This is a genomic window from Mesorhizobium quangtriensis (genome assembly GCF_040081925.1).
Taxonomy (GTDB): domain Bacteria; phylum Pseudomonadota; class Alphaproteobacteria; order Rhizobiales; family Rhizobiaceae; genus Mesorhizobium_K; species Mesorhizobium_K quangtriensis.
The window spans coordinates 1,310,478-1,323,368 of the sequence record NZ_JBEBMF010000002.1 but is presented as its reverse complement, the minus strand read 5'-3'; the positions used below and the strand labels follow the sequence as shown (position 1 = coordinate 1,323,368).

General features: G+C 62.4%; 11 protein-coding genes. 4 read left to right on the top strand and 7 right to left on the bottom strand.

The features are described 5' to 3' along the window. Nucleotides 1-104 precede the first annotated feature (104 nt). Nucleotides 105-830, top strand: coding sequence for a beta-ketoacyl-ACP reductase (gene phbB, locus ABMA32_RS15025; RefSeq protein ID WP_349014550.1), 726 nt, complete (start codon nucleotides 105-107; stop codon nucleotides 828-830). 71 nt (nucleotides 831-901) lie between these two features. Here the strand turns inward: phbB and aqpZ are convergent, their stop codons facing one another. From aqpZ to ABMA32_RS14990, 7 genes are all read right to left on the bottom strand, one after another. Then, entirely contained in the window at nucleotides 902-1,591 is a 690-nt protein-coding gene (aqpZ, locus tag ABMA32_RS15020) for an aquaporin Z (protein ID WP_349014755.1), read from the bottom strand. Between the two features lie 195 nt (nucleotides 1,592-1,786). After that, entirely contained in the window at nucleotides 1,787-2,788 is a 1,002-nt protein-coding gene (gene gnd, locus ABMA32_RS15015; RefSeq protein WP_349014549.1) for a phosphogluconate dehydrogenase (NAD(+)-dependent, decarboxylating), read from the bottom strand. 89 nt (nucleotides 2,789-2,877) lie between these two features. Beyond that, on the bottom strand, nucleotides 2,878-4,302 hold the full coding sequence (locus tag ABMA32_RS15010; protein WP_349014548.1) for a sugar porter family MFS transporter: 1,425 nt from the start codon (nucleotides 4,300-4,302) through the stop codon (nucleotides 2,878-2,880). Between the two features lie 69 nt (nucleotides 4,303-4,371). Continuing rightward, the gene (locus ABMA32_RS15005) at nucleotides 4,372-5,643 is read right to left on the bottom strand and encodes a flavin monoamine oxidase family protein (protein WP_349014547.1); all 1,272 of its coding nucleotides are present in this window, start codon (nucleotides 5,641-5,643) and stop codon (nucleotides 4,372-4,374) included. A gap of 20 nt (nucleotides 5,644-5,663) precedes the next feature. After that, complete coding sequence (locus tag ABMA32_RS15000; RefSeq protein WP_349014754.1) at nucleotides 5,664-6,746, bottom strand: extracellular solute-binding protein; 1,083 nt, start codon at nucleotides 6,744-6,746, stop codon at nucleotides 5,664-5,666. A 2-nt stretch (nucleotides 6,747-6,748) separates the two neighbouring features. Continuing rightward, nucleotides 6,749-7,450 carry a TetR family transcriptional regulator C-terminal domain-containing protein gene (locus ABMA32_RS14995; RefSeq protein WP_349014546.1) on the bottom strand — a complete coding sequence of 234 codons (702 nt, stop codon included), beginning with the start codon at nucleotides 7,448-7,450 and terminating at the stop codon, nucleotides 6,749-6,751. Nucleotides 7,451-7,466: 16 nt separating this feature from the next. Beyond that, complete coding sequence (locus ABMA32_RS14990; protein ID WP_349014545.1) at nucleotides 7,467-8,261, bottom strand: methyltransferase domain-containing protein; 795 nt, start codon at nucleotides 8,259-8,261, stop codon at nucleotides 7,467-7,469. 168 nt (nucleotides 8,262-8,429) lie between these two features. Here ABMA32_RS14990 and ABMA32_RS14985 point away from each other — a divergent pair, with 168 nt between their 5' ends. Genes ABMA32_RS14985 through ABMA32_RS14975 form a run of 3 tightly spaced genes read left to right on the top strand, consistent with a single transcriptional unit; the run spans nucleotide 8,430 to nucleotide 12,890 of the window. After that, entirely contained in the window at nucleotides 8,430-10,049 is a 1,620-nt protein-coding gene (locus ABMA32_RS14985; protein ID WP_349014544.1) for a phytoene desaturase family protein, read from the top strand. Then, a complete protein-coding gene (locus ABMA32_RS14980; protein ID WP_349014543.1) occupies nucleotides 10,036-11,652 on the top strand; it encodes a phytoene desaturase family protein in 1,617 nt (538 codons plus the stop codon). The genes ABMA32_RS14985 and ABMA32_RS14980 overlap by 14 nt, the downstream gene beginning before the upstream one ends. Beyond that, nucleotides 11,649-12,890 (top strand): aminomethyl transferase family protein, encoded by a 1,242-nt coding sequence (locus ABMA32_RS14975; RefSeq protein ID WP_349014542.1) that lies wholly within the window; start codon nucleotides 11,649-11,651, stop codon nucleotides 12,888-12,890. Before ABMA32_RS14980 ends, ABMA32_RS14975 begins: the two co-directional genes overlap by 4 nt. The last annotated feature ends 1 nt before the right edge of the window (nucleotide 12,891 follow it).

The window sequence follows — 12,891 nt, the reverse complement described above, 5'->3', positions numbered from 1 at the left end:
TAGGCAGTCAATTGTGGATGGAATAGTGGCGGCGACAACTTTTCAGCCGCTTTCCATTCACGATTTTTCCATTCACAATTGACCCCACCTAAGGGGAGGAAAACATGACACGGGTCGCACTCGTTACAGGAGGCTCGCGCGGAATTGGCGCGGCCATCTCGATCGCCTTGAAGACAGCCGGATATAAGGTCGCGGCCAATTATGCCGGCAATGAAGAGGCCGCTGCCAAGTTCAAGGCCGAGACCGGAATCCCGGTCTACAAATGGTCGGTGGCCGACTACGACGCGTGTGCGGCTGGCATCAAGCAGGTCGAAGCCGATCTCGGCCCGGTCGACGTTCTCGTCAACAATGCCGGTATCACGCGTGATGCCATGTTCCATCGGATGACGCCCCAGCAGTGGAAGGAAGTCATCGACACCAACCTTTCCGGTGTCTTCAACATGACGCATCCGTTGTGGAGCGGCATGCGCGACCGGAAGTTCGGCCGCGTGATCACGATCTCGTCGATCAACGGCCAGAAGGGCCAAGCGGGTCAGGCGAACTATTCGGCAGCCAAGGCCGGCGATATCGGCTTCACCAAGGCGCTGGCGCAGGAAGGCGCGCGCGCCGGAATCACCGTCAATGTCATCGCGCCGGGCTACATAGCGACTGAAATGGTGAAGGCCATCGACGAGAAGGTTCTGGCCGAGCGGATCATTCCTCAGATACCGGTTGGTCGGCTGGGCGAACCGGAAGAGATCGCGCGCTGTGTGGTCTTCCTCGCTTCGGACGAAGCGGGCTTCATCACAGGTTCGACGATTACGGCCAATGGCGGGCAGTATTTCGCCTGACGGGTGGTTGTCAGATGAAATAAAAAACGGCGCCTCTCGGGCGCCGTTTTTGTTTGCAGGGGTAGCCGGCATCAGTCCTTTTCGAGCACAGCCTTGTGGACGAAGCCGGCAAGCGCGGCACCGACGATTGGTGCGACCCAGAACAGCCAGAGCTGCTGCAATGCCACGCCGCCGACGAAGAGCGCCGGGCCAGTGGACCGCGCCGGATTGACCGAGGTGTTGGTCACCGGGATCGAGATCAGGTGGATGAGTGTCAGGGCGAGGCCGATGGCGATCGGCGCGAAGCCTGCCGGGACGCGTCCATGGGTCGATCCCAGAATAACGATCAGGAAGCCGAATGTAAGGACGACCTCGATCAGCAGGGCTGACCCGAGTCCGAACTTGCCGGGTGAGGCCTCGTCGTAGCCATTCGTGGCAAAACCGCCGATGCCGGCAAAATCAGCCTTGCCGCTAACGATCACATAGAGCACGGCGGATGCAGCGATGGCTGCGACGACCTGCGTTATGACGTATGGGATCAGATCCTTGGCGTCGAAGCGTCCAGCAACCATCATGCCGACCGACACGGCTGGATTGAAATGTCCGCCCGAAATGCCGCCGACCGCGTAGGCCATGGTCAACACCGTTAACCCGAAGGCCAGCGCCACGCCGGTGAAGCCGATCCCCAATTCGGGAAAGCCGGCCGCGAGGACGGCGCTGCCGCAACCGCCGAAAACGAGCCAGAATGTACCGAGAAACTCCGCTAGAAGCTTTTTAGACATCATAGTCCCTCCTGAATGTCCCGGTTTCGACGTGAACACCCGGCAAGACGCACTGGCAATCAGTAAGGCGTAGGCAAATCCGTTCCTCCTCCATTAGTCACAACTATTTTTTGAAGAAGCGGCTTGTGAGCGCCGATCCGGACATTCCGTAACTCCAGACTTACTGGAATGGCGCGGTCGAAGACATGATCAGAATTACTTCTTTTCCAGATGTCCGCCGAAGGCAAAGCGCATTGCGGAAAGCAGTTTGTCGGCGAACTCGGATTCGCCACGCGACGAGAAGCGATCGAACAGCGCGGTCGAGAGCACAGGTGCCGGAACGCCGGTGTCGATCGCAGCTTTCAGTGTCCAACGGCCTTCGCCGGAATCCGAGACCCGGCCGCCAAAATTCTTGAGCTGCGGATCCGCTGCCAATGCCCCCGCCGTGAGATCGAGCAGCCAGGAGCCGACTACCGATCCATGCCGCCAGACCTCGGCGACCGCAGGCAGGTCGATATCGAACTGATAGTATTGCGGCTGGTCGAGCGGTGTCGTCTCGGCATCGGCCGTGCGGGCCTTTTTGCCGGAGTCTGCAGCCTGGAGAATATTGAATCCCTCGGCATAAGCCGCCATCAAGCCATATTCGATGCCGTTGTGCACCATCTTGACGAAGTGGCCAGCGCCGCTCGGCCCGCAATGCAGGTAACCATATGGCGCGGTCCCGGCTGCCGCGGCTGGCTCAGTGCCCTTGTCCGCCCCCGGCGCCAGCGAAGCAAAGATCGGGTCGAGACGTTTCACGGCCTCGTCCGGGCCGCCGATCATCAGGCAGTAGCCGCGATCCAGTCCCCAGACCCCGCCTGAGGTGCCGACGTCGACGAAACTGATGCCGACCTTGGCCAGTTCAGCGCCGAGATCGACAGCGTCGCGATAGTTGGAGTTGCCGCCGTCGATGATCGTATCGCCGGATTCGAGAAGCGCCGCGACCTGATGCACGACCTTGCCGGTGATGGCCGCCGGCAGCATCAGCCAGACTGCCCTTGGTTTTGCCAGCTTGCCGACGAAATCCTCAAGCGAGGACGCACCGATGCCGCCCTCCTTCGCAAGATCGGCGACCGCGCCTGCGTTGATGTCGAAGACGACGCATTCGTGGCCATCCTTCATCAGGCGCCGCACCATGTTGGCGCCCATCCTGCCGAGTCCCATCATGCCGAGCTGCATTTTTCATGACCTCTTTTTGAGTTCCGTCTGTCGGACTCTAGTCGAAACCAGATTCTGCAGTTTGACAATGCGACCGTACGACAGGTTTTTCAGACAGAAACCGATGCAGGCTGCCCCGTCCAGCTTCGTTCGATGTCCTCGAGCGTCCGCCCTCTGGTCTCCGGGACCGTGCGATACACCCATATCCAGCCGGCCGCGCAGAAGAAGGCGAACAGCCAGAAGGTGGTCGACTTCCCAATGGCGTCGATCAGGGTCAGGAAGAACTGGCTGACGAGGAAGGCCGAGCCCCAGTTGACGGCGGTGGCGACAGCAACAGCGCGGCCGCGCACCTTGCCCGGGAAAATCTCGTTGATGACTGTCCACACCACGGGCCCGAGCGAGAAGGCGAACGAGACGATAAAGACGACGAGCGCGACGAGCGTCACAATGCCGGCGGTTCTCGGGCCATTTCCCGCGAGTTGGCCGTCGATCGACAGAAAGGCGAAGCCGACCACCAGCAACGCGAGCCCCATGCCGATCAGACCTGCGAGTAACAGCGGCCGGCGTCCGAGCTTGTCGATGAAGGCAATCGCAATAAAGGTCGCGGCGACATTGACGCCGCCGACCGCCCAGGTGGTGGCGGTCGTCTGCTGTGCCGCCGTGGAGAAACCGGCAGCCGCGAAAATCTGATTGGCGTAGTAGATGATCGCGTTGATGCCCGTGATCTGCTGGAAGATCGCAAGTCCAAGCGCGATCATCAGCGGCTTGCGCCACGCCGGGTCGAAGACCTCGCGCCATGACGCCTTGCCAGCTTCCTCGTCCAGCGTATGCTCGATCGCCTTCAGCCGTGCCGCGTTGTCCTCTTCCGGCCAGACTTTGCCCAAGACGGCGCGGGCTTCGTCACGCCGGCCCATCTTGACCAGCCAGCGTGGCGATTCCACGCCGAGCGCGCCGACCAGAACGAGCAAAACGCCGGGAACTAGCGATATGCCGAGCATCCAGCGCCAGTCGCCATCGGCAGCGAGCCCGGCGTTCACCAGATAGGCGAGGAAGATGCCGATGGTGATGGCGAGCTGATAGGCTGCCACAAAGCGTCCACGGTGTGCCGCGGGCGCGAGCTCCGATCCGTAGAGCGGTGCGGCTACTGCCGCAACACCGACACCAAAGCCGACGACAAGGCGGCCGAACACGAGGAGCGGCACATCTGGGGCCGTAGCCTGTAGCAGCGCGCCGACGACGAAAAGGGCACCTGCGATGAGCACCGCGCGGCGACGTCCGTAGTGGTCAGCAAGCCAGCCGCCGGCCAGAGATCCAACAAGCGCGCCGAGCGTTACCCAGCTCGTCACCACTTCGACCAGGATGGCGCTCAGCATGAACTGCTGCTTTATGCCGTCCAGTGCTCCGGAAATAACGCCCTGATCGTAGCCGAACAACAGTCCGGCCACCACGACGACGGCCAACACGACCAGCAACGGTCCCGTCAACGTCTCGCTTGCGGTCGACTTCGTGCTGGTGGTTTGCTGTGTGACGGACATGTCGAATACCCCCCGCTTGCCCGGCGTTCGTGCCATGGCCGGTGAGGCTTGTCCATGCCGACTCGCTAGTCAGTCGATATCGCCGAGCATGGAAAGGATTCCGGTCGTCGCCCGTCGCCCAGCGACGATCGCGCCTTCGATGTAGCCGGGAAAGGACGGCGACAGTTCCGACGAGGCGAAGAAAAGCGGGGGAGCGCCTGCGCGGATGACGCTTTCGGCGTCGCGTGCCGCCATGTCGATGATCACGTCACTATAGGCACCGCCGCTCCAGCGGTCGTCGGTCCAGTTGCGGATGGTCATGTCGAGCGGCTCGCCGGCCTCAGGTCCGAGCGCGATCACAAGCTTCGCTTTCGCGGCATCGCGGATGGCCTGCTCGCCGTACCGGCTCCACGCGACCGCAAGCGGGCCCCCGATGAAGAAGGCGAGCTGCGCATGATTGCTATCCCTGCTGCTGTCGAAGGCGAACAGTCCCGACGGCTCGCGCCACGTGACCATGCCGCTCAGGCCCTTTTCGCGCCAGAACGGCCTTGCATAGCGCGCCAGTACCTTGATCACGGCGCCGCTTTGCCACGCGCCAAGGGCTTGCGCCAACCGTGGAGGTAACGGCGGCTGATAGTCGATCCGTTGCGCCGTCATCGGCGGCACCGCGACCAGCACTGCGTCGGCTTCGTAGCAGGCTACGTCGGTCTGAACGCGAACGCCGCCGTCCGCATGTTCGATGCGGGTCGCCGGCTCGGCCAGCCTCACGGACGCGCCAAGCTCCTCGGCCAGTTGGTCGGCCAAGGACTGCATCGTTCCGGCGAGCGAATATTGCAATTCGCCGACCTCGTTGGTGATGCGCCTGTCGTTGTCGATAAGATACCAGGCCGGCATGAGCTCGAGGCTGACACACCACAGACCTTCGATCATCGTCCTGAACGCCGCCTTGACTTCGTCTGGATCATCCTGAAGGGTGAGCCAGTCCGCGACGGTCATTCCCGAAAGCGACGGGTCGTCAGGGGACAGGGAATTCATGCGCTCGCGTAACGCCGTCGAGCCGGCGCGAGCGCGCTCGGCCTCTTGGAGCGATGTCTCAGGCTGTGCGACGTAATTGCCGGAAAAGTCCGACTCGACCAGCGTGGCGCCATTGTGTCGCGCCCGCTTCATCACCTCCGGCATGTCGTCGCAGATGAACTGGCCACCGGTGTCGATGATTTCGCCCAGACCGTTCGCATAGGCCTCGACGCGACCGCCAACCCGCTCGCGCGCCTCGAGAACCGTGACGTCCGCGCCTGCCTGCCTGAGCGCCAGCGCGGCGCTCAGGCCACAGAAGCCGGCGCCGACCACGACGATTTTCGCCACGGCCGGCTCCTTCTTCCGGATCAGTAGCCGGCTTTTATCTTCTCGAATTCCTCGATCATCTTCTGCTTTAGCTCGGCCGGGACCGGCGACTGGAACAGCGTCTTGTCGACGAATTTCTCGACATCGCCGTAGCCTTGCGCCTTGACCACTTCAGGGTCGATCGTGGACATGGACTTGGCGTCGGCATGACCATAGCCCCAGTCCGACAGCAGGAAGCTGGCCACTTCCGGGGTGTTGATCGAGTTGAGGAAATCATAGGCCTTCTCGGTGCTGCCGGGCGCATCCTTCAACAGGACGTAGCCGCAGACCCATGTCGACTGGCCTTCCGCGGTGTCGCGCGTGTTCTTGATCGGCGCGCCGGCCAAAGCCGACTGCACCGCCGCGTCGTTCCACGCCCATGCGACGTCGACCTCGCCGCCGCTCAGCGCCTGAACGATATCGGTGTTGTCGGTCCAGTACAGCCGCACGTTCTTGTGCACTTCGCGCAGGAAGTCCGAAGCCTGCTTGAACTGCTCGTCCGTCATCCCCGTCCAGTCCTTCAGGCCAATGGCCAGCGAGCCCAGGGCATAGGCGTCGTCGACATTGTCGGGAAGGGAGACGCGGTCCTTGTATTTCGGATCGGCCAGAATCTTGAGCGACTTGATGTCTTCGGCCCGGACCTTCTCGCTGTTGTAGGTCAGGAGCGTGTTGCCCCAATCCCAAGGCATGAACCATGCAACGCCGCTGGCGTCCGTGGCGAGGTTCTTCATGGCCATGATGCCAGGGTTGAGGTCGTTCCAGCCGGTGATCTTCGAGGTGTCGAGCGGCTGCAGCAGGCCAGCCTCGCGCCACTTCACGACACTTTGCGAGCAGGGATGCGCGAGATCAGTCTTGAAGCCTGCGCGGATTTTCTCGAATGCCTCGTCCTCGTCGCCGAAGAAGGTGAAGGTCGGCGACTGTCCATATTTCGCGACATAGCCTGGATGGAATTCCGGCGCCTCGTAGCCGGACCAGTCGAAGATCACCAGATCCTTGTCTTCCGCCGTCGCAACGGCCGCTGCCGAACCGAGTAGTGCGGCTGCGATAGCGAGCCTGATTGCTATGCCGCTCTTCCTTGCTTTCATCATCATTCCCCTTTGGTTGTTGTTGTCATGCGGCCGTGGATGAGCGCCGGCGCGTCGCGCGAAAAATGTTTCGGAAAGACGGACACCAGAAAATCAGCTGCGGCGCGATGCGCGCTTTCCCGGGTCAGATCTTCCGTGCCCATCATCAGGCGCAGCCATAGGCCCTCCAGCATCGCCGAAAGGCCGAGGGCTGTGCCCTGCGGATCAAAGTCGTAATTGCCGTCCGCCTGTAGCCTGCTGCAGATATCGACGAAAACGTCCTGGTAGGCCTGGTCGCGGGCGCCGCAAAGCGCCTGATAGGTCGGTCGCGACTTTGCTTCACCCCAGAAAGCGCACCACGCGGCGAGCTTCCGCTTGTTGCAGATGGCGCGGTCGAAGTCCGCCGCCACCAGAACCGCGAGTTGTCGCGCCGGATCGTCACCCGCCTTCAGCAGGGCCGAACGCCAATGTGCGGCATATTCGTCGGCCATGTATTGAAGCGTGGCGACGAGCAGCTTTTCTTTGCTTTCGAAGTGAAAGTTCACGATGCCCCGGGATAGGCCGGCTCCGTCGGCGACATCGGCCATTGTCGTCTCGGCGAATCCGCGTTTGGCGAGCGAATCGATCGTCGCCTCGATAAGCTGATGGCGTCGCGTTTCCTTCGAGGCCTTCCGCCCGCGCTTCTCCGTCTCGACTGTCGGCGGCTTCAGGGTTTCGACGGTCATAGTTCACGTGTTCCAGCTACTTTGGAGGCTTCCAGCCGCGCAGATGGGTGGGGCGATGTTCGCCCGAGTTAAGCACCTTCTGCATGGCCTCCCAGGTCTTGATATTCTTGTCTACATAGGGCGCGCCGACCGCTGCCGCCACCTTGTCGTAGAGCGGTCCTTTCAACTGCTCCAGCTCTCTGCGCGCCACGTCGCGATACCAGGGGTTGCGGTCGCGCGTTTCGACATTCTTGAAGCCGGCCCCCCTCATCGCGGCCGCGTAGCGTGCCGGCGATGCCATGGCGAAGGACAGTCCTTCGGCAGCGATATAGGCCTTCATCTCCGGCGACGGCTCATTGTCGTGGCCGATCATCCAGTTCGAGGCTGCGAACACGCCGCCCGGCTTCAGAACACGGAAGATTTCCGCAAACAGCGCGTCCTTGTCCGGCACATGCAGCAACGCGTCCTTGGAGAACACCACGTCGAAACTGCCGTCTGCGAAGGGAAGGGGTCCCGGCGCCGCATGAACGAAGCTGGCGTGATCCGACAGCTTCCGCTTTCGTGCGCGCAATCGGGCGGCCACGATGACCGGCAGTTCGACATCGAATCCCGTCGCATGTGCCGCGCCATGGCCCTCGACAAGATGCAGGGCTATCCCGCCTGAGCCGCAGCCGACGTCGAGGATCGTCTTGCCCCGAAGGTCGAGCCCTTCGACCACGCGGTCCACCTCTTCGGGGCCGCCCGGCGACAGATACCCGTCGCCCCACAGCGCCTCCAGGAAGCGTATGGCCTCGTCGTCATATTCCGGCGCGGCGTCCGGCGTGTCAATCATCGATCGATTCCCAAGCGGCAAGCCCGGATCGAGCTTGCGATCATGACGTAACCCTATCCCCGCCAGAGGAAAATGCAACCTCATTTGTTGAACATTCATTCAAAATGGCTGGACAGCTTTGCCTGCTGCGTGCCAGATTTGCGGCATCCGACGGGGAATTGAACCACGATGAAGACTTGGGACGCTATCGTCATCGGCGGCGGCCATAATGGACTTGTCAACGCCTGCTACCTGCAGAGGGCGGGTCTGGACGTGCTGGTGGTCGAGAAGAACGACTGGGTGGGCGGCGCGGCCGTCAGCCGGTCGCTGACGCCCGGATTCCTCTATTCGAACTGCTCCTATGTCTGTTCGCTGTTCCGGCCCGAGATCATGCGCGACCTCGAACTGCCGCGCTTCGGGTTGCAGGTCATCGCCTATGAGGGCGGCGCGGTCTTCACACGCGATGGCGACTACCTTGCCAACTACCGCGACCACGACGCGCATCGCCGGGAGTTCGCCCGCTTCTCGAAACGCGACGCCGAGGCCTATGATCGCTACGCACGCGACGTGACGCGGCAGTGCCGTTTCATCCAGCCGCTGCTCATGCGCACCGCGCCCGACCCGACGAGCCTGAAGCCGCGCGATGTCGGTGAACTCATGTATATCGCGAAGAAATTCTACGACCTCGGACCAAGCCAGATGGCCGAGACGCTCCGCTTCTGGACAATGTCGATCTCCGAATTCCTCGACGAATATTTCGAGACCGACGTCATCAAGGCGAATTTCTCGATCTCGGGCATCATCGGCACGGCGCTGGGTCCGATGTCTCCCGGTACGGCTTACGTTCTGCTACACCATTACATGGGCGAGGTGGATGGCTCGGTCGGCGCGTGGGGCTATGCGCGCGGCGGCATGGGAGCGATTACCAAGGCGCTGTCCGAAAGTTTCCAGGCGTCCGGCGGCGCCATCCGCACCGGCGCGGAGGTGGACAAGGTTCTGGTCAAGGATGGCCGGACGACCGGCATCGTGCTCGCGGGTGGCGAAGAAATTCGCGGTAAGCTGGTCATCTCCAACGCCGACGTGAAGCGCACCTTCCTCAAGCTCGTCGAGGAAAAGGAACTGCCCAACGTCTTCCTGCGCCGTGTGAAGAACTTCAAGATCAGGGGCTCGTCCGGCAAGGTGAACATTGCTTTGGATTCCCTGCCGGAATTCCCTGCTCTGCCTAAGGACGCGCCGTCGATTCGCGGCGACCTGCATTTCACCGATTCCGTCGAACGAATGGAGCGCGCCTATGACGACTGGAAGGCGGGGCGCTGGTCGGCCGATCCGTTCCTCGACATGATGATCCCGACCACGCTCGATCCAACCATGACGCCGCCGGGCAAGCATTTCATGTCCTGCTTCGTGCAGTACTGCCCGCCCAAGGTGGAGGGGCGTGACTGGACGGACGCCGACCGCGACGCCTTCGCCGAAACGGTGATCTCGCAGATCGCGGATTATTCGCCGGGCTTCCGCGACCGCATCCTCCACATGGAGGTGCGCACGCCGCGCGAACTGGAAGCGGAAGTCGGCTTGACCGAAGGCAACATCTTCCAGGGTGAACTGACTTTCGACCAGCTTCTCTTCAACCGCCCTGTACAGGGTTATGCCCAATACCGCTCGCCGATCGGCGGCCTCTACATCTGCGGTTCCTCCACCCATCCCGGGGGAGGCGTCATGGGCGCGCCGGGCCGCAATGCCGCCGCCGAGATCCTGCGCGATCTTTCCAAGCCGACCAGACATATGAGCCCCGCCCATGACGTCATCTGATGTTCAACAGCAGGTGGCTTCGCGCTGGACCGCCAGGCATGACGTCGTCGTCATCGGCGGCGGGCACAACGGGCTTGTCTGCGCGACGCTTCTCGCCAAGTCGGGCCGCAAGGTCCTGCTTCTTGAAGCTGCTTCCGAACTCGGTGGAGGCGCCCGGACCGATGAGTTTGCGCCGGGCTTCCGCGTGTCCTCGGTGGCGCATCTGCTCAACCGGCTTCACCCGGATGTCGTCAAGGAACTGGACCTCGAAAAGCATGGATTGAAGTTCGCTCCTGCCGAGCTGGTTCCGTCGACATCTTTGTCGGCTAAGGACGGCCCACTGACCCTGACAGGCGCCTACGGTGCGGGACTCGCCGGCGCCTCGGTTTCGGAAGCGGCCGCATGGAAAGACCTGCGCGCCCAGCTCATCCGCTACGCCGGAATCCTGAAGCCCTTCCTGTCGCGTCGCCCTCCGGACCTGCGCGGAAAGATGTCGATGGCCGAGACCTTCGCGCTCGGGCAGACTGCGTTGGCGCTGAAGAAGCTCGGCAAGGAAGACATGCGCGATTTCCTGCGTGTCATCCTGATGAATGTCGCCGACCTGCTCGACGAGCAACTGACAGACAACAGGTTGAAGGGACTGCTCGCTTTCGACGCGGTGTTGGGCAGCCATCTAGGCCCGCGATCGCCGACGTCACTGCTCGGCCTTTATTATCGCCTTGCCGGCGAGATCGGCGGCGCGCCGGGCGCCCAACTCGTGCCGAAGGGCGGCATGGGCAGTGTCGTCGCCGCGATTGCGGGCGCTGCGTCCAAGGCGGGAGTAGTCCTGCGGACCGAAGCGCCGATCGTAAAGATTCGTGTCGAGGACGGACGTGCCACAGGTGTCGTTCTGGAAAACGGAGGGGAGATTGCCGCGACGACGGTCATTTCCGCAGCTGATCCCTCCACAACCTTCCTCGACCTCGTCGGCCCGCGCGAACTCGACACCGGGTTCGTGCGCAAGATCAGCAATATCCGCAACTACGGCGATGCGGCCAAGTTGCATCTGGCGCTTGAACGCCCGCCCGAATTCGCGGGTGTTGATGCCGTTGGTCTCAAGGGAAGGCTGGTCATCGCGCCCTCGACGGATCATGTGGAGCGCGCCTTCAATCCCTCCAAATATGGTGAGTTCTCGCCCGAACCCGTCCTTGAGATCACGCTTCCAAGCCTTGCCGATCCCTCGCTTGCACCGGACGGCGCCTGTGTCCTTTCGGCTGTTGTGCAGTATGCGCCTTATCGGCTGCGCGAAGGCTGGGAGAGCGGCAAGCCAAAGTTTCTCAACGCGATCATGGGCGTGCTGGAAAAGTATTCGCCGGGCATCGGCAAGACGGTCCGTCACACCGAACTGCTGACGCCTGTGGACATCGAAGCCCGCTACCGCATGCCCGGCGGCCATTGGCACCACGGCGAACTGCAGGCGGACCAGATGCTGATGTCGCGTCCGGTATTCGGCGCGGAGGGCTATGCCACGCCGATCGATGGGCTTTATCTTTGCGGCGCGGGCTCGCATCCGGGCGGCGGCGTATCGGGAGCGCCCGGGCTCAACGCAGCCCGGCGCATCATCGCCATGGAGCGCCAGTCATGACGAAGACGGCAAAGAAGACGAGCTCCCCGTACGCCGCGCGCATCGCGGCGCGCGGTCACTTCCGAACGCTGCGTCTCGATACGCCGTTTCAGCCGCGCATCGATGCGCTCATGAAGCAGAACGATTGGTATTCGTGGGCAGGCTATCGCGCGCCTGCATCGCTTTGGGACGAGGAGCTCGAATATTTCGCAATCCGCAGCCAGGCCGCGCTCTTCGACATTTCGCCGATGGTCAAATACCTGATCCAGGGGCCGGATGCCGAGGCATTCCTCAACCGCGTCACCTTGCGCGATGTCTCGAAGCTGCGCCCCGGTCGCGTCCACTACACCGCCTGGTGCGACGACGAGGGTCATGCGCTTGACGACGGCACGCTGTTCCGGCTGACCCAAGATGCTTTTCGTCTGTGCTGCCAGGAGCGGCATCTTCCATGGCTGCTCGATTCAGCCATTGGCTATGACGTGTCTGTCGTCGAGGAAACCGAGGAAATCGCCGGGCTGGCGTTGCAGGGGCCAACCTCGTTCGCCATCCTGCGCGACGCCGGCTTCGAAGGCGTCGAGCATCTCAAGATTTTCGATCTGGCCGGCTTCGACCATCAGGGGGGAACGGTCACCATCTCCCGTACCGGCTTCACCGGCGATCTTGGCTACGAGCTTTTCGTTCCGGCAAACCTTGCGCTCAGCCTCTGGGACCGGCTCATGGACGCAGGCCAAATGCGCGGTATCCGCGCCATCGGCTATACGGCGCTCAACCGTGCGCGCCTTGAGGCAGGGTTGATCGTCGCCAATGCCGATTTCACGACCGCCGAACACGCGCTCCGCGCCAATCGCGCCCGCATGCCCGACGAGATCGGGCTCGGCTTCATGGTCGATCTCAAGAAGGGCCATTTCAACGGCAGGCGCGCCATCGAGACCGCCCGCAAGGCCAGGAAGCTGGGGCATATCCTCGTTGGCTTGGAGATCGAGGGTAACATTCCCGCCGAGCACGCGATCGTCTATCACAACAAGAAGAAGGAAGTCGGACTGGTCAGCGCCGCCGGCTGGTCGCCTCTGGCCAAGCGGAACATCGCGATTGCCAGCCTGTCCCGTCCCTATGGCGATACGGTGAACGATGACCTCTGGGTGGAGATCTACGCGCTGCGCGAACTGAAGTACGAAAAGCTGATGAAGCGTGCGAAAGTCGTGGAACGCCCCTTCGTCAAGCTTGCCCGGCGCACGGCCAATCCGCCGGCGGATTTCTGAA